Origin of the sequence: Mannheimia massilioguelmaensis (genome assembly GCF_000940515.1) — a bacterium.
GTDB classification, from domain to species: Bacteria; Pseudomonadota; Gammaproteobacteria; order Enterobacterales; family Pasteurellaceae; genus Basfia; species Basfia bettyae.
The window spans coordinates 297,183-319,873 of the sequence record NZ_CDQL01000007.1 but is presented as its reverse complement, the minus strand read 5'-3'; the positions used below and the strand labels follow the sequence as shown (position 1 = coordinate 319,873).

The window sequence follows — 22,691 nt, the reverse complement described above, 5'->3', positions numbered from 1 at the left end:
TTTGCAAAATTTATTTGCCCATAATTGTCGCAAGTATACCGGCAGCAATCAAAGGACCAACAGGTATTCCCCCCAAAAACGCAACGCCAATCACCGTTCCTATAAGCAATCCTGTTAACACAACAGGTTCAGCCGACATTAATGGGACACCTTTACCACCTAACCATGCTACAACGATCCCCACGATAACAGCGAGTATCATTTGTAAATTAATCAATTCTTTCATCTGTGGCAAGGCAACTTTACCAGATACTAAAGGAGCCAAAACACCAATTGTCAAAATAATAATTCCCCACTTTAAACCATATTTATCTAACAAAGGAATATATTTTGCAAGAAAGGTTTGTTGCATAATTAATAAAACTGAAGCGGAAATGGTAATTGAACTATTATGGCTTAATAAACCAAGAATAATCAAAACCACAAGCATAACAGCCACTGAATTGATCTGTAATGACACGGCAGGTTCCTTAAAGTGCGGTAAAAAATAGTAAAATTTTTTGATAATTAATGACTAATAATTATAACAAATTTGTTTTTTTATTTATTTCTTTATCTTTAAATTAGTTCTAAAATTCTTACTAATGCGAAGAAAGATCAAATAAATTAAAGATTATATGGAAATTGCCCTCATACTTGCGAGTAAAATTATTGAATTAACCGCTATTGTCTTATTAGGCTATGCGTTAGTTAAATTCAAATTGCTCAAATCACAAGATAGCTATCCCTTGTCAATTATAGGCTTATATTTAATTAGCCCGGCAGTAATGACAACAGCCTTTCAAATTGATTATACGCCACAAATTTTAAAAGGTTTAATGCTTTCCTTAGGTATGGCAATTTTTTTGCATATTATATTGATCATTATAGGCATATTATTGAAGAAAGCATTAAAACTTGATCCCATTGAACATGCAGCGACAATTTATTCAAATTCTGGTAACTTAATTATTCCACTTGTCATGTCAATGTTTGGTCCTGAATGGGTGATTTATGCGACTTGTTTTATTGTGGTTCAGACTGTTCTATTTTGGACCCATTGCCGTAGCATCATCTGTGGCAAAGGCACGATACCAATTTCAAAAATGTTTAAAAACATTAATATATTATCCATTATTGTTGGGATTATTTTATTTGCTTTCCAAATTAAGTTACCACCACTAATCATGGGCACATTAAAATCTCTAGGACAATTTATCGGTCCCAATGCGATGTTAATTGCAGGTATGTTGATTGCATCCATTCCATTAAGAACGATATTTTCATCTAAACGCATTTACTTAGTCACGTTCTTGCGTTTAATTGCGATTCCAATTTTCTTACTTATTATTATTAAAGTTTTTGGCGTAGATACTTGGGTAGAAAATGGTAAAACGATTGCTATGATTAGTTTCCTAGCAACCATTAGTCCAGCGGCAGCAACAGTTACTCAAATGGCTTTGCTTTATGGTAAAAATGCCAATAAAGCGAGTGCAATTTATGGCGTTACCACAATGCTTTGTGTGATTACCATGCCATTAATTATTGCTTTATACGAACTTATCTAAATAACTGACAACTATATAGGTTTTTATATTAACAATATCTAGTTTAGATTATTGTTAACTATCCTTGGTTAATTAGTAATTAGTATTTAGCACTAATTATAAAACAGAAAAAATAATCAAATAAAAAATTGCCAAATAAATATATGAAAGGAAATAATATTGATAAAATGGCTGGGGTACTAGGATTCGAACCTAGGGATGCTGAGATCAAAACCCAGTGCCTTACCGCTTGGCGATACCCCAATAGATTATCTTAAAAAAGATTTAATAGACTTTATTTGATAGTATGGCTGGGGTACTAGGATTCGAACCTAGGGATGCTGAGATCAAAACCCAGTGCCTTACCGCTTGGCGATACCCCACCTACTAAAAGACTTGCAAGCAATGAATGGTGCGGGACGAGGGACTTGAACCCACACACCTCGCGGCGCCAGAACCTAAATCTGGTGCGTCTACCAATTTCGCCAGTCCCGCATTATGGTGGCTACAGCGAGATTCGAACTTGCGACCCCAACATTATGAGTGTTGTGCTCTAACCAGCTGAGCTATGTAGCCATTTCCATTTTGCGTCACCATCATCGGCTTTGCGTGGCGTATTATGCTAAGATAAGCCTCTTTCGTCAACTATTTTTTAAAAAAAATGCGTTTTTTTGTCTTGTTCGAATAGAGATTAAACAATTTGATTTAAAATCAAACCAAATTTATAGTAAAAATAATTAACTCATTAGAAATTGCCTTATTTTTCATGATATAAAAAAATAGCTACTTTATTTAAGTAGCTATTTTCTCATTCTCTTTATTTAGTTATTCTGTCAATAAATGCTGAAGTAAAGAACCATCCAATATAGCATGTTTAACTAAAGCAAATGCACCGATTACATCTTCATTAATTAATTCTGATGCAACTAAAGGTGTATTTTCAATAAATGTTGGCAATGCATGATTTTCTAAGGTTCGACGAATGGAAGAAAATAATACATTTTTAGCCTGTGTAATTTCCCCAGAAAGCACAATTTTCTCTGGGTTAAACATATTGACAGACATTGCCAATACCCGACCAATCTGTACACCAACATGCTCAATCAATTCAGTAGCGACGGCATCTTGTTTATTAGTCGCTTTACAAATAGCATCAATATCATGGCTTTCTAAGGTTAGCCACTTACTATGATAGCCATCTTCTAGCATTTGTTGCATTTTATCTTCAATTGCAGTATTGCTAACAATGGTTTCTAGACAACCAACATTACCACATAAACAACGTTTACCTAAAGGATCGACCTGAATATGGCCTATTTCACCAACATTATGTTTAGATCCTAAAAAAACTTCATGATTAATCACAATTCCTGCACCAACGCCATTATGAATGCGTAATAATAAGGAATCATGGCAATCTTTAGTTACCCCTAAATAATGTTCTGCCAAGGCGAGACTTCTTACTTCATGTCCAACATACGCTGGTAAGCCTAAATTTTCTGATAAATAGTTAGCAAGATCCCAAGGCTCATTAAGTTCTATATGAGGTAATTGTTCGATAATATTTTTTTTCATATTAACAAACCCAGGAACAGTAATCCCTATAGCAATAATTTCACTAGAACGTTTTTGATAATTATGGATAAAATCCTTTAATTTTTCTAATAAGAAACCTTCAAGCACAATAATGTCTAATTCTCTAGGTAGCTCAAATTTCTCACGTTTTATAAGTTTTGTTGAAAGATCCATTAAAGCCAAAGTAACATGCGTTTTTCCTAATCTCACCAACACTGCATGAAAAGCTTTTTGTTCAACAATAATTGACGTTGCACGACGCCCACCTGTCGATTCTTGCTGTTCAACTTCTTTAATTAAGCCTCTAACTAATAAATTACGTGTAATTTTAGTTACACTCGCAGGGGCTAATTGACTCAATTCAGAAATCTGAATACGAGAAATAGGACCTTTTTGGTCTATTAATTTATAAACCACTGCACTGTTCATTTGTTTAACCAAATCAACGTTAGCAATTTGATTAATTTGCATGAGCTTTCCTTTAAAATTGTAGTTCATTGATTCAGGTTAATCTCGATAACCCACTCCACGTCTTATTATAATGATTGTCCTGCAAGTTTGAATGATTATTTGTACAAAATTAAAAATATTTATATTTTAGCAATAAAAAAACCGCACATATTTAATAAAGTGCGGTTACTCTCAATTACTTTTTCATAATGTTATAGTTGACTAGAAGAGGAAATATCCACTCCATTGGATATCATCACTCCCTAGTCGGTTGAATAACTGATTAAACATCCAATGTATAACTTGGTTATTCTGAGCACCTTAATAACATTATTATACCTAACAGTAACAGACAAAATAATATTCCATTACCTATCTTGTCAATGAATTTTCTATATCAATGAATCATGACTAAACTTGATATATAAAATTACTATTAATTAAATGAATCCTTTCTCAAAATAATGTCATTGAGATACTTTGTAAACTTAGCCTATTAGCATAACTCGCAATATAAAATTTCGATCACAAATCTAAATTTCCTTTTTTATGTGACAAGCATAATCCACTAAATCTACTAGAACAATATCCTTCTGTTCTATACTTTTCTAATGTATGCATCGTTAGTCCATTAACTACTAATCCATTAGATTGTTTACACAACAAATGCATCAAATTCACTCAAGGAAAGTTTGCATAAGTCAATAAATAACTCTTCATCCCCTATTTTGAATTGTTATTTATAGAAATCACTCTACGCAAACGTTAACTAACTTATGATATATTACAATGCTATTTTATATTAGAATAAAAAACTATATTTTAATATAAAAGCAAATATAACGAGTCAATTTAATAAAACTTGCAGTAAATTATACCGACACAAGAAAAGTGTTCAGCATAATATATTGAAAATCTAATTTTGCAAATAGTTATTCATAAAAAATGTGATAAAGATCACTAAAAGTGAACTGATCGAATATTAATTAACCAATACTAGTTATGATATAAGTCGTAAAAAGAAAGTGCGGTCAAAATTTTAAAAATTCTGACCGCACTTTTAGTTAACTTAAACCACTATAAGCCTAAGAAAATTAATACATACCTTCACGTTCTTCTCTTGTGCTGATATAAATATTTTTCACTTGAGTATAAGCCGCCAACATCATTTTATGAGTTTCACGACCAATACCTGAAGTTTTATAACCACCAAATGGTGCTCCCGCAGGTAAACGATTATAACAGTTGACCCATACACGCCCTGTTTCTAAAGCTCGAGAAACACGTAATGCACGATTGATATTAGTTGACCACACGGCGCCACCAAGACCGTATTCACTATCATTTGCCATACGAATTACATCTTCTTCGTCTTTGAATTTGATCACTACAGCGACAGGTCCAAAAATCTCCTCTTGAGCAACACGTTTAGCATTATCAGGTGCTAAAATTAAAGTTGGTTGGAAAAATTCGCCACGGGCTAGTTCAGTAGATGTTGGTTTAGAACCACCAGTTAGAATTTCACAACCTTCTTGTTTTGCTATATCAATATATTTACTGATTACACTTACTTGGTTGCTATTCACTTGAGCGCCCATTTGAGTATCATCTTCCCAAGGTAAACCCACTTTCACTTTCTTGAACTCTTCTTTTAAAGCGCTGATAAATTTATCGTAAATACCTTCTTGCACGAAAATACGAGAACCTGCACAACAAACTTGACCTTGATTAAATAGAATCCCTTTTTGTGCACCTTCAAGCGCTTTATCAAATGGCATATCATCAAAGAAAATATTAGCCGATTTACCACCTAATTCAAGTGTTGACGGAATCAACATCTCAGCCGCTGCAATACCAATTTTACGGCCGATTTCTGTTGAACCTGTAAAGGCTAATTTATTAAATCCTTTATGGTGCAACATATATTCACCTGATTTAGAACCTTTACCTGTAATCACATTGAATACGCCTTTTGGCAATAAGTGATTAATTTTTTGAGCTAACGATAATAAACTAAGTGAAGTTGATGAGGAGGGATGAATCACGACAGTACAACCCGCAGCTAAAGCAGGTGCAATTTTCCAAGCGGCCATTAAGAATGGGAAGTTCCACGGAATAATTTGACCAACCACTCCAATAGGTTCACGTAAAATTAATGATAAATCTTCATCATCTAACTGATTAGCAATTCCTTCTTCAGAACGAATAACACCAGCAAAATAACGGAAATGGTCAGCCGCTAAAGGTACGTCTGCCGCACAAGTTTCACGAATTGGTTTACCATTATCTAATGTTTCTTGTAATGCAAATAACTCAGTATTTTCATCAATAATATCTGCAATTTTATTTAAAATTGCCGCACGTTCAGTAACTGTTGTTAATTTCCAAGTTTTAAACGCTTCTTTTGCGGCTGCAACTGCTGCATCAACATCCGCATCACTTGCATCAATAAAAGTTGCTAGTGCTTCCCCATTTGCAGGATTATGTGCAGTTAATTTTTGACCTTCTGAGCCATCAGTCCACTCACCATTAATTAATAAGCCATAATGTTTATCAAATACCTTTAAATCTTTCATCATAATCTTAATCCTTGTTATCGTTAAGTTACAAAAATATTAAACTCAATATGAGTTAAAATTAGATTAAAACGATTCAAGTCAAAATACAACATAGATAATAGCTATTAAAAACTATTAATTTGATAGTCAGATCAAGATCACATTTTTAACAAAAAATATACATATTAAAACCAAATTGTATTAGCATGATGAAATCTGCGGTTAAAATTTATCCGAACTTTTCGCTAACCAAATTAATATATATCAGTTTCAAGATGGTATTCTTTAGTCAATTTTGACCTGACTATTTTCTCTTTAAATGAAAGGTTCTTTATTGGATTCTCAATTATTTTAACCTTAGGCATATCACATAAATTTAATATAACAGCGAGAATATAATCATTTTTATAGGCTTCAGCTTTTAAATATTCTTTCTCAGTTAGCCTAATTTTTCCTTGTTTTTGTCTAATACCTTTAACTTCTACTACATAAGTATTATCAGAGGTAGTAATTTGAAAATCATATCCATCACCATATAAACGAGCATCTTCTAAATGCCCGGTTGAAAAAATATCAATCATTTGATAGTTTTTCATAAAGAATAATTCGGCTTCTATTCCTGTTTCTTGCATAGATTTAAATCTTGATTGAGTGATAGGACTTATCAAAGAAGATTGAATTAAATTCTTTACATGAAATTCATTTTGCAAAATCATCTTGATAATATTGCTATAATTTTCAACATGTTCATTACCAAATAAGCTATCTATAAGTTCCTTTCTATGAATATAAGCATTTCCTTTCTGCCACCACCCTTTCCTGCCGTTTTCAAAAAAAGGATCAAATAAATCCATTCTATTTTTAACTGTACTTGCCGTATCAACAATATTTAACTGAACAAAATAATTATAAAAATCTTGCTTAGTTTTAAAGCCAAATTGTTTAACAAATTCATTATTAAATTTAGCTAGACCATAACCAAGTAAATTTAATAATTCATAATGTTGATGCTTATTCATATCTCTATCCATAAAAAAGGCGAACCTCTTAGTTCGCCTTTATACTTAATAACTACAACGATTCAATTTCTTTAAATTGATTTCGAAGTTTTTCTAGACTGTCTTGGTACTCTTGCATTTTTTCACGTTCTTTATTGATAACCGCTTCAGGCGCTTTAGCAACAAAAGATTCATTGTTAAGTTTGCCTTCAATGCGTTTTACTTCACCAATCATTTTATCGATTTCTTTGTTTAAACGTGCAAGTTCTAGATCTTTATTAATAAAGCCTGCCATTGGTACTAATAGCTCCATTTGACCGACTAATTTTGCGACGGATAATGGTGCATTTTCACTTTCAGATAACACTTTAATATGATCCAATTTCGCCATAATTTGAATTAATGCAAAATTTTCATCTAAAGTTTGTTTACTTTTCTGATCCAAATTACGGAACAATAAATCTAAGCCTTTACTTGGTGCAATGTTACTTTCAGCACGGATATTACGCACAGCAGTAATCACATCTTTAATCCAGTTGATTTGATCTACGGCTTTGTCATTATCTAGGCTAGCATCGGCTTGAGGGAAAGGTTGTAGCATAATGGTATTACCTTCAACACCTGCGTAATCTTTCACTTTTTGCCATAATTCTTCCGTAATAAATGGAATAATTGGATGAGCTAAACGTAATAATTTTTCTAATACATTAATTAATGTATAGCTTGCGCCACGAATTTGTGCAGGTGTACCATTGGCAAATACAGGTTTAGTTAATTCTAAGTACCAGTCACAAAATTGATCCCATGTAAATTCGTACAATTCATTTGCAGTTAAGTCAAATCGATATTGACCTAATGCCGTACGGAAATTACGAGCTGCTTTGTTAAATTCTGCTTGGATCCATTTATCTGCTACTGAAAACTCACGCTCCCCTTCACTCAAATCTAATTTACTGTTAGTTAAGACGAAACGGCTCGCATTCCATAATTTATTACAGAAATTACGATAACCTTCTAAGCGTTTCATATCCCAGTTAATATCACGACCATTTGAAGCTAATGCAGCAAGGGTGAAACGTAATGCATCTGTACCATGAGCCGCAATACCTTCAGCAAATTCTTTTTGGGTTGCTTTTGCAATCTTTTCTGCAAGTTGAGGTTGCATCATATTGCCTGTACGTTTCGCTAATAAATCTTCAAGGCTAATACCATCTATCATGTCGATTGGATCAATAACATTACCTTTTGATTTTGACATCTTTTGTCCATTTTCATCACGGATCAAACCTGTTACATACACAGTTTTGAAAGGCACTTGCGGTTTGCCATTTTCATCTTTAATGAAGTGCATGGTCATCATGATCATACGTGCCACCCAGAAGAAAATAATATCGAAACCAGTAATTAACACATTAGTTGGATGGAACATTGCTAATTCTTTAGTTTGTTGTGGCCAACCTAAAGTTGAGAATGTCCAAAGTGCCGATGAAAACCAAGTATCCAATACATCATTATCTTGACGTAATACAACATCTGCAGCTAAACCATGTTTTTCACGGGCTTCTTCTTCACTACGTGCTACATACACATTGCCTTGCTCATCATACCAAGCTGGAATACGATGTCCCCACCACAATTGACGAGAAATACACCAGTCTTGAATATCACGCATCCAAGAAAAATAAAGATTTTCGTACTGTTTAGGCACGAATTGGATTTCTCCATCTTCTACTGCTTTCACCGCAACTTCTGCTAATGGTTTTGCACTTACATACCATTGGTCTGTTAACATTGGTTCAATTGGCACGCCACCACGGTCACCATAAGGTACTTTCAGATCATGTGGTTGAATTTTTTCTAATAAACCTAATGCTTCAAAATCTGCTACCACTTTTTTACGAGCAGCAAAACGTTCTAAATCTTGGTAATCTACTGGAATAACGGCTTCATAACCATCTAATGGTTTGCCATTTGATCCTACTACTTCTGCAGTTTTACGAATATTACCATCCAATGTCATCACATTTACCATTGGTAATTGGTGACGTTTGCCAACTTCATAGTCGTTAAAATCATGTGCTGGCGTAATTTTTACTACACCAGTACCAAATTCACGCTCAACATATTCATCTGCGACAATTGGAATTTCACGGTTAGCTAATGGAAGCACTACTGTTTTACCAATTAATGATTGGTAACGCTCATCTTCAGGATGAACAGCTACCGCTGTATCTCCTAATACAGTTTCAGGTCGGGTTGTTGCGACCACTAAATAATCTAAACCATCTGCCGTTTTCGCACCATTAGCTAATGGATAACGGAAATGCCATAAACTACCTTTAGATTCTTTATTTTCAACTTCCAAATCAGAAATCGCAGTTTGTAATTTAGGATCCCAGTTTACCAAGCGTTTACCTCGGTAAATTAACCCTTCTTCATGTAAGCGGACAAACACTTCTTTCACGGCATCTGATAAACCATCATCCATGGTAAAACGTTCACGAGTCCAATCAATTGAGTTGCCTAAACGACGCATTTGTTGACTAATCGTGCCACCAGAAAAAGCTTTCCAATCCCAGATTTTTTCAATAAATGCCTCACGACCATAATCATGACGAGTTTTGCCTTCTTCAGCAGCAATTTTACGCTCTACGACCATTTGAGTCGCAATTCCTGCGTGGTCAGTTCCAGCCTGCCATAAGGTATTGTTACCTTCCATACGGTTAAAACGAATTAACGTATCCATTAAAGTTTGTTGGAACGCATGCCCCATATGTAAACTACCTGTTACATTGGGCGGAGGAATGGCGATGGAATAACTTGGGCGACCTGCATCATAAGATGGTTTAAAATAACCTTGTGATTCCCAGTGTTTATAAAGGGCTTGTTCTACGGTGGAAGGATTAAAACGATCTTCCATTGTGAATTGTTTTGTCATTTAATTTTTCTCTTTGTTTGTATTATCTTTTCTTACTTAATTCATACAATACCAATGCAGGAATTAACAAATAATAAGAATTAAATATAATCTTAAATAATATAGAAACACTCGTTAATGAAACGACTGTCATAAATATCGCTACTTGAAAAGCAGATAATAATATCAAAAATACTTTAATTTTTTCTGACAAGCTAGGATATATAGATAAAAGATATATAACACATATTAACGCTATACCAGAAATGATAAAGAAAAAAAATTCTATAGCATCTAACGCACTTGAATATTCTTTTATGTTAGAAACAGGTTGAACATAACAAACAATTTGTAAAATAATAGTCAAACATAAAATAAATATAACGAAACTACTATTAATTTTTATAGTATCAAATTCTCTTGTTAAAATGTATATAACAAGTATCATAGTAATAAATGAAACCAAAGTTAAAATTAAATCAGACAAAATTCCATTCTCTATAAATAATTTACTAAATCAGGCATTCTCAGTCGCCAGCTGCCAGCCCATTTGTCGATACTGTTTATACCGTTCTCTTGCCTGTGCCTTTTCGGCTTCATCAGTCGATACAAAATCAATCACTTGGTTAAAACTGGCGATAAAATCAGGAATTTCTCGTTGTAGTGAAATTAATAAATCTCGGCGTTGAGCATTACGTTTGCCTTTCCAGCTAATTTCAATAGGTGTGGCAAATTGAGTGATTTCGCCTGATAAATTGTGCGGTACAAATTGCTCAGGATCACGTTGCCACAAGGCTTCATCAAGATCTAAGGCTTGTTGTTCAGTTTCGCAAGCGATAAGCACTTTTTTACCCAAACGCCAAGCATCCGCTGCCAAATCACAAGCCAAGGCTTCAGAAGCTGATAACTCACCCTGCATAGCAGTTTTTTCGATCACATAAAATTTAGCTTGTTTTGACATTTTCTTTGATTTCATTCATAACAGGGATAACTGGAAGATTTTATCGAAAAAAGCTTAAAAGATAAAGGTTTTTACTTGTACTTCACAGAAAATCGCAATAGACTAAGCGGCATTTCATTAATTGGGTAATATTGATTGCCTACTAATTCTTAATTAATTTTACTAAAGAAGGATTGAATCCCTTCCTAATAATTATGCAACTTTCTGATTTTTATTTTGATTTACCTGATGAGCTGATCGCTCGTTACCCTAAAATAGAACGCACTTCAAGTCGTTTACTCCAACTAAATGGTGAAACCGGAGAACTAAACCATCGAGTGTTCAATGATGTGTTAGATCTGATTAATGAAGGGGATTTATTAATCTTTAATAACACTCGTGTGATTCCTGCTCGCATGTATGGCCGTAAGTCCTCGGGAGGAAAAATTGAAGTGTTAATCGAACGTGTACTCACGGAAACTCGTTTTCTTGCTCACGTTCGTGCTTCAAAGGCGCCAAAAGAAGGTGCGGAATTGATTCTCGGTGAAGATAAATTAGGAGAAGGAAATGGCGTTAAAGCAATAATGATTGGACGCCAGGATGCGCTTTTTGAGTTAGAAATTTCTGAAAAAGGCACCGCACTTTTAGATGTATTGCAGAAGATCGGTCATATGCCATTACCGCCTTATATTGACCGTCCAGATGAAGATAGCGATCAAGAACGTTATCAAACAGTTTACAATAAAGTTCCTGGTGCAGTTGCCGCGCCTACTGCGGGTTTACATTTCGATAATACATTACTCGATAAATTAAAATCCAAAGGAGTCAATTTTGCTTTCGTCACTTTACATGTTGGAGCTGGGACATTCCAACCTGTTCGAGTAGAAAATATTGAAGATCATCATATGCATGCAGAATATGTTGAAGTATCTCAAGAAGTAGTGGATGCAATTCTCGCCACGAAAGCTAATGGGAAACGAGTAATTGCGGTAGGAACAACTTCTGTTCGTTCTATTGAAAGTGCTGCTTTGAATGCCGAGCAAAAAGCTTCATCACAACTGATTGAGCCATTTTTCTCCGATACTTCAATCTTTATTTATCCAGGTAAAAAATTCCGTGTAATTGATTGTTTAATTACCAATTTTCACTTACCTGAAAGCACCTTAATTATGTTGGTTTCTGCTTTTGCAGGTTATAAAAATACAATGAATGCTTATAAAATTGCGGTAGAAAATGCTTACCGTTTCTTTAGTTATGGTGATGCTATGTTTATTACTAAGAATCATCATGTTAAGGGATTAGATTAGATTCTTTTATTAATTGTGAGGATAACAATATGGAATTGATCATTGGCTTACTTGCCATTATTGCAGTCGGTTACTATGTAATAAAAGGTTACTCTGCAACAGGTGTGTTAATGACCGTTGGTGTTTTACTTTTATTAATTAGTGTTTTATTAGATAAAAGCATTTTACCTGAAAGTGTTAAAAGCACAGGGAATACCTACTTAGATGTTTTTGAATATATTAAATATCTATTAATGAATCGTGGTGGAAACCTCGGTATGTTAATTATGGTGTTATGTGGATTTGCCGCTTATATGACCCACTTAGGGGCGAATGATATGGTAGTTAAATTAGCTTCTAGACCACTTAGATATATAAAATCTCCTTATATATTAATGGTTGCAGCTTATTTCCTAGCTTGTCTAATGTCTCTTGCTGTGCCATCTGCAACTGGATTAGGGGTTTTATTAATGGCGACATTGTTCCCTGTGATGGTTAATATGGGGATTTCACGTGGTGCAGCCGCGTCAATTTGTGCTTCACCTGCAGCTATTATTCTTTCACCCACCTCTGGCGATGTTGTGTTAGCCGCTGAAGTTTCTAAAATGCCATTATTACAATATGCATTTGATTTAACTTTACCAATATCTATCACTGCAATTATCTCAATTGCTATTTCACATTACTTCTGGCAACGTTATTTAGATCGTAAAGAAGGTTTTAATGCAGAACAATTAGAAGTTCATGAAATCACTACTCGAGTGCCTGCATACTATGCCATTTTTCCATTTACACCGATTATTGGTGTATTAATTTTTGATGGTAAATGGGCACCAGAATTAAATATTATTACGATCATTGTTATCTGCTTAGCGATTATCGCTGTAATTGACTTCCTACGCTCATTTAATGCTAAACAAGTTTATGAAAACTTGAATATGGCTTATCAAGGAATGGCAGATGCTTTCTCAAGCGTAGTGATTTTATTAGTGGCGGCAGGTGTATTTGCACAAGGCTTAAGTACCGTTGGTTTCATTAGTGCATTAATCAATTCAGTGCAAGCTGCAAGCAGTGGTGCATTCTTAATGATGTTAGCCCTTGCATTAATTACTGCATTAGCGGCAATTGCTACAGGTTCTGGTAATGCACCTTTTTATGCTTTCGTTGAACTTATTCCTAAATTATCAGCTCAAATGGGAGCAAACCCTGCCTACTTAACCACACCGATGTTACAAGCATCAAATATCGGTCGTAGCCTCTCACCAGTATCAGGCGTAGTTGTTGCTGTATCAGGTATGGCAAAAATTTCACCTTTTGAGGTGGTAAAACGTATTTCTGTACCAATGATTGTTGGTATGGTCGTGGTTATTGTAGCCACAGAAATTCTTGTGGCGGCTTAAATCGTCATTTCAATATCTACAAAGTGCGGTAGATATTTTCAAAAAAAGTAAAATTCTGCTAAAATCAACCGCACTTTTACAACAATAGTAAAGGGCACTTAAATGTGTCCTTTTTTATTGTATAGTTTAGACAAATTATTACTCATCATATCGAATTAGTTATTCGAACAAACCGTTGAACTGTTTTTTCAACAAAAGGAACACTCATGAAATTTGAACTTAAAACCACAAGTGGCTCAGCTCGTCGTGGTCAACTCACCTTCAATCGTCCTAAAGGCGAATTTACGGTACAAACACCTTCCTTTATGCCTGTAGGTACTTATGGAACAGTAAAAGGAATGACACCTGAAGAAGTGCGTGCTACTGGTGCAGAAATTCTGTTAGGTAATACTTTCCACTTATGGCTACGCCCAGGGCAAGAAGTGATGCGTAAACATGGTGACTTACATGATTTTATGCAATGGCATCGTCCAATTCTGACTGATTCTGGCGGTTTCCAAGTATTCAGCTTAGGTAAATTACGTAAAATTACTGAAGAAGGGGTAAAATTCCAAAATCCAATTAATGGTGAACGTATTTTCTTATCACCTGAAAAGTCTATGGAAATTCAATATGATCTTGGCTCTGATATTGTAATGATCTTCGATGAATGTACACCTTATCCTGCCACATTTGATTATGCGAAGAAATCAATGGAGATGTCATTACGTTGGGCAAAACGTAGTCGTGATCGTTTTGATCAATTAGAAAACAAAAATGCTTTATTTGGCATTATCCAAGGCGGTACATTTGAAGAATTGCGTAAAATTTCTGTTGAAGGATTAGTCAATATTGGTTTTGATGGCTATGCTGTCGGGGGATTAGCCGTAGGTGAACCCAAAGAAGAAATGCACCGAATTTTAGAATCTATTACGCCTCTAATTCCAACCAATAAACCTCGCTACTTAATGGGGGTTGGTAAGCCTGAGGACTTAGTTGAGGGTGTTCGTCGTGGTATCGATATGTTCGATTGCGTAATGCCAACACGTAATGCACGTAATGGTCATTTATTTGTCACAGACGGTATTGTAAAAATTCGTAATGCTAAATATAAAGATGATACTAGCCCATTAGATCCTGAATGTGATTGTTATACCTGTAAAAACTATACGAAATCTTATTTATATCATCTAGATAAATGTGGTGAGATCTTAGGTGCACGTTTAAATACTATTCACAATTTACGTTACTATCAACGCTTAATGGAACAAATTCGCAAAGCCATTGAAGAAGATCGTTTCGATGAATTTGTAGTTGAATTTTATGCTCGTCAAGGTCGTGAAGTTCCACCATTACAAAAAAGTTAAATTTAGTATATTATGGGTCTATATGGCCCATTTTTTATCTTTATTTTAGGGAATATCATGAAAAAATTAACCTTACTACTTGCCTTTGGAATATTATATCCAACATTCCCTATAGTAAGCCTAGCGAATCAAGTACAACATAATCAACAAAACGATACTCAATATCACTGTGATGGTCGCCAATATTGTGCAGAAATGAAAACTTGTGATGAGGCAAGATATTTTAATCGTTATTGCCCCAATGTGAAAATGGATGGCGATAGAGATGGAAAACCTTGTGAACGTCGTTGTGGGAGTTAATCTATGATAATAAATATTCAACCTCAAGGCTCTGCAACTTGGGCTCAACCTATTGAAATGCTTTATGCTTGCCATGGTCGTGTAAAACGTTTTTGCCAACAATTAAAAATTTTGCCTGATTACCTTATCAAGAATGGGGTAAATCAAGCAGTGAAAAACGATATTAAGCAATTAATCACCTACTTTAATATTGCTGCCCCTCTTCATCATGAAGATGAGGAATTAAATTTTTTCCCTGCCTTATTGAAATATCAACCCCAAGCGCAAATTGATATTGATAAATTAGAATCTGAACATATTAGCATTCATCGTATTTGGGCTCAGTTATCCGTTCAATTAGAAGAATTGATTAATGAACAACGCTCCGAAATCGATCAAAAATTACTAGATGATTACACAGCAGCTTATGCTCGTCATATTGCTTTAGAAGAACCTTTATTTGAATTAGGTCAGCACTATATTCCCGAGGATGAATTAGTGGCAATGGGGAAAATTATGGCAGATCGCCGTAAAGTTAAATAATTTACTATGCAACACCAATTAGATCTAACGCAATATATTTGCCCAATGCCTGTTTTACTCACAAAACAGGCACTTGAAAACTTACCCCAAGGGCATCAATTAATCATATTAGTCAATTACACGAGTGCAGCGAAAGACTTTGAATTACTCTGTAAAAAATATAATTATCAGCTAATTTCAGTAGAATCTAAGCAAGATTATCAAAAACTTCTGATTAAGAAATAAAACTGCGGTAAATTTTTATGAAATTTTCTCTGCTTTGCTAAGATCATTTTCACTTTCAAGCAATTTTGTGGTATTTTAGCCAACGATTTTTTCTTTAAATATCAACTTAACTTTTAAAAGGAATATAAAATGGATGCACAACAAGGTAGCCCAATGTCAATGTTAATTATTTTTGTGTTATTCGGTTTAATCTTTTATTTCATGATTTACCGTCCACAACAAAAACGTAACAAAGAACATCGTAAGTTAATGTCTGAATTGGCAAAAGGTACGGAAGTGCTTACTTCTGGTGGTTTAATTGGTAAAATTACAAAAGTGCCTACTGATAGCGATGCTATTGTTATTGCATTAAATGAAACTAACGAAGTAACTATCAAACGTGATTTTATTGTCGCGATTTTACCAAAAGGCTCAATCAAATCACTTTAATCTTGATTCCAAGGGAAATTAAACAGTTATGTTAAATCGCTACCCTTTATGGAAGAATCTAATGGTGATCCTCGTGATCGCCATTGGCGTTTTATACGCTCTTCCAAATATTTACGGTGAAGATCCTGCCGTACAAATTTCTGGTACCCGTGGTCACACGGCCTCCGAAACTACATTGAGTGATGTACAAAACTTATTAGATACAAATCATCTCAATCCTAAATCTATCAAATTAGAAAATGGCTCAATTTTAGCCCGTTTCAATAATACAAATGACCAACTTCTTGCCAAAGATAAAATCACTGAAAAACTTGGTCAGTCTTATTCTATTGCCTTAAACTTAGCACCTTCTACACCCGCTTGGTTAAGTAGTTTAGGTGGCAACCCTATGAAATGGGGACTTGATTTACGTGGTGGTGTTCGCTTCTTAATGGAAGTAGATATGAATACTGCTCTCGCAAAACGTCAAGAACAGCTGCAAGACAATTTACGTACTGAATTACGTAAAGAAAAAATTCAATATTCAGGCATTAAAAATGCTGATAATTTTGGAACAATGGTGACATTGGCTAAACCAGAACAATTAGCAGATGCAGAACGATTCTTACGTAAACAACACCCTACTCTGAATATTAAATCATCCTCTTCTGATAGCATTGCGTTAAATTTATCAGAACAAGCATTAACCGAATATCGTGAAAATGCAGTTGAACAAAACTTAGGTATTTTACGTAAACGTGTGGAAGAATTAGGTGTATCTGAAGCAGTCATTCAACGTCAAGGTGCAGAACGTATTGTTGTGGAATTGCCTGGTATTCAAGATACTGCTCGTGCAAAAGAAATTTTAGGGGCGACTGCCACACTAGAATTCCGCTTAGTAAATCCAAATGTGAGCCCTGAAGCAATTTCTCGTAATATTGTGCCATCTGATACGGAAATCAAACAAACTAAAGATGGCCAGCCTGTAGCATTATTTAAACGTGCAGTATTGGGTGGTGAACACATTACCAATGCAAATTCTGGTGTAGATAAAAATACCTCTCTACCTCAAGTAAGTGTGACTTTAGATAGTGAAGGTGGAGAAATCATGTCTGACACTACCCGTTTGAATCTGAAGAAACCTATGGCAACTTTATATGTAGAATATAAAGACAGTGGTTCAAAAGATGAAAATGGTAAAGTCATTTTGGCTAAACATGAAGAAGTCATTAATATTGCAACAATACAAGGTCGTTTTGGTAGTCAATTCCAAATTACAGGTATTGATACTCCTGCTGAAGCCCAAAATTTATCAGTCTTATTACGTTCAGGTGCATTAACTGCCCCAATCCAAATTGTTGAAGAACGTACAGTTGGTCCTTCATTAGGTGCTCAAAATGTTGAACAAGGACTAAATGCTGGTCTTTGGGGATTAGCCATTGTCATTGTCTTCTGTTTAATTTACTACAAATTATTTGGTTTAGTGGCAAGTCTTGCTCTCTGTGCCAATATGGTATTAGTTGTAGGATTGATGTCTTTATTACCTGGAGCAACTCTCACCATGCCTGGTATTGCAGGGATTATTTTATCTGTTGGGATGTCAGTGGATGCAAATGTACTGATTTTTGAGCGGATCAAAGAAGAACTACGTAATGGACGCCCTATTCAACAAGCTATTCATGAAGGTTATAACGGCGCATGGACATCTATTTTTGATGCCAACTTAACAACCATCTTAACATCAATTGTTCTTTATTCCGTAGGTACGGGTCCTGTAAAAGGTTTTGCCGTCACCCTTGCATTAGGGGTTGCAATCTCAATGTTTACCGCAATCACGGGTACTCGCATGCTTGTCAATTGGATTTACGGTGGTAAACGTGTTGAGAAATTATCAATTTAGGACGGAATCATTATGAGTGTATCAACAAATCTAAAACAGAAACACGAATATAAAGGTATTGGTCTCCCATTTTCTTTATTTCATTTTATGAAATTTCGTAAATTGGGATATCTATTTTCAATTATTGTGATCTTTTTAAGCTTATTTTCAATTTTTACTAAAGGCTTTAACTGGGGTCTAGATTTTACTGGGGGGGTGATCATTGATACACATTTCTCTCAACCAGCTGATCTTGAACAAGTCCGTAGTACCTTAAAAAATCACGGGATTGAAAGCGCACTAGTACAAACCACAGGGAGTTCAAATGATGTAGCTATTCGCTTACCTGCATCAGCTAGTGATTCAAATATTGGTAATAATATCAAAGATATGATGACTGCATTGGATAAAGATATTCAAATACGTGCAGTGGAATTCGTAGGTCCAAATGTGGGTGAAGAATTAACTCAAGGTGCAATTTATGCCACATTAGCAACTTTAATTATGTTATTGGCTTATGTTGGAATGCGTTTTGAATGGCGATTGGGATTAGGCGGTATTTTAGCTCTCGCACACGATGTCATCGTTACTATTGGTGTATTTTCTTTCCTACAAATTGAAATTGACCTGACCTTTGTTGCTGCTATTTTAACAGTAGTAGGTTACTCATTAAACGATAGTATTGTGGTATTTGACCGTGTACGTGAAAATTTCCGCAAAGTTCGTCGTTTAAGCTCAGAAGAAGTCATTAATATTTCCTTAACCCAAACCTTATCAAGAACCTTAATGACCTCTATTACAACCTTATTTGTTGTATTTTCATTATTGTTCTTTGGTGGCCCATCAATTTATAGCTTCTCTTTAGCACTATTAATTGGTATCGGTTTTGGTACTTACTCTTCTATCTTTGTGGCAATTGCTTTAGCCTTTGACTTCGGCTTAGACCGTGAGCATATGTTAATCAAAGTGGTGGAAAAAGAAGAATTTCAAGAAGGTCTATAAACGTAAAATTTTTTGAAAAATTACCGCACTTTTTTTACATAAAAAGGTCTAAAATAGACAGTAAAACCCGATTTATTATCGGGTTTTATTTTTAAAGGCTATAAATATAAAATAGGAGCGAAGCATAGCATGAAATTCTCTCGTACTATATTGACGTTACTCACATCAAGTATCACATTCTCTATTTTTGCTACAGAAGCTCCATTAGAACAACAACGTGAAATCTATCAAAAGATTTCTCAATTATTGACAATTTCATCATCTAATACCACTCAAAATATTGCAGCACAACTAGTAGCAGAGATAAAAGACTACCCGCTTTATCCTTACGCTGAATATCAATTATTCACTGCCAATCTCGCCAATTTAAATTTTGCTGATATAGATACTTATCAAAAGCAACATAGTAATTTTCCTTTATCTAAAAATCTGAGCAAACAATGGCTAGAAGCACAACAAAAAGCGGAACATTGGCAAACTATTTTAGATAGCAAACAGCAGCTACCTACAAATACCTATACGCAATGTGCTATACAACAAGCTGAGCTTGCAATAAATGGAAAAAACATGCAGATGATTTTGCCTAAAAGTGCGGTCAATTTAGAAAAAAATTTAGTGAATCAACCTCAATTTATCGTGGGCACGTTGACTGAATCACAGTTAGAACAATTATGGCTAACTGGCAATAGTTTACCGAAAGTTTGTGATCCTTTATTTGAGCAATGGTATCAAATGGGCGGTTTGAGCAATTCACTAATTCAGCAACGAGCATTACTTGCCTTTGAGCAAAATAATGTAGGGCTATTAACGCATTTATCTTCCATGACACAAGAGTCTACCCTACAAACATGGTTAAAAGATTTAGCTGATTTACGTCGTTATGCACAAAAAATCTCCAGTCCAGACTTTTCCCTAAATGCGGATAATCTAGAAATTAATGAACAAAATAAGCGTATTTTACTGGCTATTTTTCCAAGTTTTATCAAAACCATTAAAGATACGGATGTAATGGATATTAAAAGCTTATTGTCTAAAGTGGATAACTGGGCAATAGCTTTCAACTTAACACCAGAAGAAACTCACAATTGGCAAACCTTAATCATTAATCAACTATTTGATAGCCCTAATATAAGCGTGCAACAATGGCGTGACACAGTATTAAAAACCGTTAAGGAAGATAAACTGATAGAACGCCGTATTCGCATGGCTATTCGTGAAAAAGAAGATATTACCCCCTGGTTAGCATTGCTTTCTGATGAAAAAAAAGCCATGGATGAATGGCAATATTGGCTTACAAAAACATCACAATTTTCTGCCGAAAAATCTAAAAATATACTAAAATCAATTTCTAGCCAACGAGGATTTTACGCTATGCTAGCTGCACAAGAGCTTGGCATACCTTACCAAATAAAAGTGCAAGAAACAAAAGAGATTGAAACAACATCATCTCAACAAGAAACAAGTCATTCTAATTTGCAAAGCCCATCTTCCACACAGAAAGTAACAGATTTAACATCTGTGGCGGATAAATATGCTAATGAACTAGCCCGCATTGAAGAACTTCGTTATTTTAATGATCACAATAACATGAATACAGAATGGCGGGAGCTTTTTAATCAAGCTAATTTCAATGAACAAATTGCATTAATTAAGTTTGCTGAAAAGCATTGCTGGTATGATTTACAAGTGGAAGGGACAATTCAGGCTAAAGCCTGGAACTATTTAAAATTACGTTTGCCTAACGCCTATGAAAAATGGTTTGATTTATTTTTAAAAGATAAAAAAATCACCCGCACTTTTGCAATGGCGATTGCTCGTCAAGAAAGTGCTTGGAAGCCTTATGTAAGTTCAAGTGCTAATGCTCAAGGTTTGATGCAACTTTTACCTAGCACGGCAAAATTAACAGCTCAACGCAATAATTTGCCTTATAATCAAGAAAATCAGTTATTGGATCCATTTAATAACATTATGCTTGGAACAACACATTTACAAGAATTATACGATAAATATGGAGATAATCGAATTCTCATCGCTGCAGCATATAATGCAGGCGCAAATCGTGTTGACCAATGGTTAGCAAAATCTAATGGTAAACTCACAATGGCTGAATTCGTCGCTTCTATTCCCTTCTATGAAACGCGGGGCTATGTACAAAATGTTCTCGCTTATGATACCTATTACCAAATTTTACAAAACAAGCCACAACAAATATTTTCCAAAGAGGAATATAATAAGCTATACTAGTTTAATAGTATAAATAATCAAGGAGTTTGATATGTATATTAGTCGTAACATGAAACAATGGACAACATTTATTGAGGTTTTACGAACTGCATTTAACAAAGGAAAAGAACAAGAGCTATTAACGCTTCTGCTCACCCCTGATGAACGAGATGCAATTGGGCTACGATTACAAATTGTTGCTCAATTACTTGATAAAAAAATTCCACAGCGTGAAATTCAACAAAATCTTAGCACCAGTGCTGCAACAATTACCAGAGGTTCTAATATGTTGAAATTGATGCCACCTGAATTTATGGATTGGGTCAAAGCTCAAATTGATGAAAAAAATAACCTTTAAGTTTCATTTTTGTAAACATAAAAATTGCCGCATTTTTGATACAAAATGCGGTACTTTTTTATTCTATTTTTTTATTTTCTCCATTGCGATTACAGTATTCTTTCGCATTGTTCCTATTCCTTTTTCTGCTTATATGGCAGAACAAAAAATTGCCCATTTAGCGATATTAGATTTTGATTATGATATTAAATATGATTGGACAAGCCTTGATGAAATCTCGCCTCATATGCAATTAGCCGTCATTGCGGCAGAAGATCAAAGCTTTCCTCATCATAATGGTTTTGACTGGAATGCGATTCAAAGTGCGGTGAAATATAACCAAAAATCGAAACGAATACGAGGAGCCTCTACGATTTCCCAACAAACGGCTAAAAATCTCTATTTATGGCATGGTCAAAGTTGGATAAGAAAAGGCTTAGAAGTGCCTGTAACACTAATGTTGGAAACATTATGGTCTAAACGACGTATTCTTGAGGTTTATTTAAATATTGCTGAATTTGGCAAAGGCATTTTTGGTGTGGAAGCTGCTAGTCAGTATTATTTTAAAAAGTCCGCTAAAAATTTGACACAATCAGAAGCAGCTATGTTAGCTGCAGTCTTACCGAACCCGATTATCTATAAAGTGAATAAACCAAGTTTAGTGGTACGTAAAAAACAAATTTGGATCATTCATCAAATGAATGCTTTAGGTCAAGGTTATCTAAAAAATCTGTAACAGTTCTTTATATTCGTAGTAAGATAGATACCACCTTTCTTTTAATCTATAACCAAGGAGAAC

20 protein-coding genes and 4 tRNA genes are annotated in these 22,691 nt (G+C 34.7%); 13 read left to right on the top strand and 11 right to left on the bottom strand.

Annotation, left to right across the window (positions count from 1 at the left end):
• Positions 1–10 precede the first annotated feature (10 nt).
• The gene (locus BN1226_RS08090; protein ID WP_044470751.1) at positions 11–460 is read right to left on the bottom strand and encodes a DUF441 domain-containing protein; all 450 of its coding nucleotides are present in this window, start codon (positions 458–460) and stop codon (positions 11–13) included.
• 157 nt (positions 461–617) lie between these two features.
• Between BN1226_RS08090 and BN1226_RS08085 the strand changes: the two genes are divergently transcribed.
• A complete protein-coding gene (locus BN1226_RS08085; RefSeq protein ID WP_044470750.1) occupies positions 618–1,547 on the top strand; it encodes an AEC family transporter in 930 nt (309 codons plus the stop codon).
• Positions 1,548–1,715: 168 nt separating this feature from the next.
• On the opposite strand, the gene BN1226_RS08080 is transcribed toward BN1226_RS08085, so the two are convergent.
• From BN1226_RS08080 to BN1226_RS08040, 10 genes are all read right to left on the bottom strand, one after another.
• Positions 1,716–1,790 (bottom strand) — tRNA-Gln (locus BN1226_RS08080).
• Positions 1,791–1,834: 44 nt separating this feature from the next.
• Positions 1,835–1,909: transfer RNA gene (locus tag BN1226_RS08075), tRNA-Gln, on the bottom strand.
• A 27-nt stretch (positions 1,910–1,936) separates the two neighbouring features.
• Positions 1,937–2,021: transfer RNA gene (locus BN1226_RS08070), tRNA-Leu, on the bottom strand.
• 4 nt (positions 2,022–2,025) lie between these two features.
• Positions 2,026–2,102: transfer RNA gene (locus BN1226_RS08065), tRNA-Met, on the bottom strand.
• Positions 2,103–2,351: 249 nt separating this feature from the next.
• Positions 2,352–3,572, bottom strand: coding sequence for an ROK family protein (locus tag BN1226_RS08060; RefSeq protein ID WP_044470749.1), 1,221 nt, complete (start codon positions 3,570–3,572; stop codon positions 2,352–2,354).
• 1,073 nt (positions 3,573–4,645) lie between these two features.
• A complete protein-coding gene (locus BN1226_RS08055; protein WP_204204329.1) occupies positions 4,646–6,127 on the bottom strand; it encodes an aldehyde dehydrogenase family protein in 1,482 nt (493 codons plus the stop codon).
• 236 nt (positions 6,128–6,363) lie between these two features.
• Positions 6,364–7,128, bottom strand: a complete 765-nt coding sequence (locus BN1226_RS08050) for a protein NO VEIN domain-containing protein (RefSeq protein WP_156149912.1) — start codon at positions 7,126–7,128, stop codon at positions 6,364–6,366.
• Positions 7,129–7,180: 52 nt separating this feature from the next.
• Positions 7,181–10,045: a valine--tRNA ligase gene (locus BN1226_RS08045; protein WP_044470746.1), complete on the bottom strand. Its 2,865-nt coding sequence runs from the start codon at positions 10,043–10,045 to the stop codon at positions 7,181–7,183.
• Positions 10,046–10,067: 22 nt separating this feature from the next.
• The gene (locus BN1226_RS10780) at positions 10,068–10,511 is read right to left on the bottom strand and encodes a hypothetical protein (RefSeq protein WP_156149911.1); all 444 of its coding nucleotides are present in this window, start codon (positions 10,509–10,511) and stop codon (positions 10,068–10,070) included.
• Between the two features lie 30 nt (positions 10,512–10,541).
• The gene (locus BN1226_RS08040) at positions 10,542–10,985 is read right to left on the bottom strand and encodes a DNA polymerase III subunit chi (RefSeq protein ID WP_044470745.1); all 444 of its coding nucleotides are present in this window, start codon (positions 10,983–10,985) and stop codon (positions 10,542–10,544) included.
• A gap of 194 nt (positions 10,986–11,179) precedes the next feature.
• Here BN1226_RS08040 and queA point away from each other — a divergent pair, with 194 nt between their 5' ends.
• The 12 genes from queA (at position 11,180) to mtgA (ending at position 22,628) form a co-directional block, all read left to right on the top strand.
• Positions 11,180–12,271, top strand: coding sequence for a tRNA preQ1(34) S-adenosylmethionine ribosyltransferase-isomerase QueA (queA, locus tag BN1226_RS08035; RefSeq protein WP_044470744.1), 1,092 nt, complete (start codon positions 11,180–11,182; stop codon positions 12,269–12,271).
• A gap of 29 nt (positions 12,272–12,300) precedes the next feature.
• The gene (gene dcuC, locus BN1226_RS08030) at positions 12,301–13,650 is read left to right on the top strand and encodes an anaerobic C4-dicarboxylate transporter DcuC (RefSeq protein ID WP_044470743.1); all 1,350 of its coding nucleotides are present in this window, start codon (positions 12,301–12,303) and stop codon (positions 13,648–13,650) included.
• 206 nt (positions 13,651–13,856) lie between these two features.
• Positions 13,857–14,996 carry a tRNA guanosine(34) transglycosylase Tgt gene (tgt, locus tag BN1226_RS08025; protein WP_044470742.1) on the top strand — a complete coding sequence of 380 codons (1,140 nt, stop codon included), beginning with the start codon at positions 13,857–13,859 and terminating at the stop codon, positions 14,994–14,996.
• Between the two features lie 57 nt (positions 14,997–15,053).
• Positions 15,054–15,296, top strand: a complete 243-nt coding sequence (locus BN1226_RS08020; RefSeq protein ID WP_044470741.1) for an excalibur calcium-binding domain-containing protein — start codon at positions 15,054–15,056, stop codon at positions 15,294–15,296.
• A gap of 3 nt (positions 15,297–15,299) precedes the next feature.
• Complete coding sequence (locus tag BN1226_RS08015; protein WP_044470740.1) at positions 15,300–15,818, top strand: hemerythrin domain-containing protein; 519 nt, start codon at positions 15,300–15,302, stop codon at positions 15,816–15,818.
• Between the two features lie 6 nt (positions 15,819–15,824).
• Complete coding sequence (locus BN1226_RS08010; RefSeq protein WP_044470739.1) at positions 15,825–16,043, top strand: sulfurtransferase TusA family protein; 219 nt, start codon at positions 15,825–15,827, stop codon at positions 16,041–16,043.
• A gap of 129 nt (positions 16,044–16,172) precedes the next feature.
• The gene (gene yajC, locus BN1226_RS08005) at positions 16,173–16,472 is read left to right on the top strand and encodes a preprotein translocase subunit YajC (protein WP_005760515.1); all 300 of its coding nucleotides are present in this window, start codon (positions 16,173–16,175) and stop codon (positions 16,470–16,472) included.
• A gap of 28 nt (positions 16,473–16,500) precedes the next feature.
• Positions 16,501–18,351 carry a protein translocase subunit SecD gene (gene secD / locus BN1226_RS08000; protein WP_044470738.1) on the top strand — a complete coding sequence of 617 codons (1,851 nt, stop codon included), beginning with the start codon at positions 16,501–16,503 and terminating at the stop codon, positions 18,349–18,351.
• 12 nt (positions 18,352–18,363) lie between these two features.
• Positions 18,364–19,332, top strand: a complete 969-nt coding sequence (secF, locus tag BN1226_RS07995; RefSeq protein WP_044470737.1) for a protein translocase subunit SecF — start codon at positions 18,364–18,366, stop codon at positions 19,330–19,332.
• 129 nt (positions 19,333–19,461) lie between these two features.
• Complete coding sequence (locus BN1226_RS07990) at positions 19,462–21,576, top strand: transglycosylase SLT domain-containing protein (RefSeq protein WP_044470736.1); 2,115 nt, start codon at positions 19,462–19,464, stop codon at positions 21,574–21,576.
• Between the two features lie 31 nt (positions 21,577–21,607).
• Positions 21,608–21,913: a trp operon repressor gene (gene trpR / locus BN1226_RS07985; RefSeq protein ID WP_044470735.1), complete on the top strand. Its 306-nt coding sequence runs from the start codon at positions 21,608–21,610 to the stop codon at positions 21,911–21,913.
• Positions 21,894–22,628: a monofunctional biosynthetic peptidoglycan transglycosylase gene (gene mtgA / locus BN1226_RS07980; RefSeq protein ID WP_204204328.1), complete on the top strand. Its 735-nt coding sequence runs from the start codon at positions 21,894–21,896 to the stop codon at positions 22,626–22,628. The genes trpR and mtgA overlap by 20 nt, the downstream gene beginning before the upstream one ends.
• Positions 22,629–22,691 lie beyond the last annotated feature (63 nt).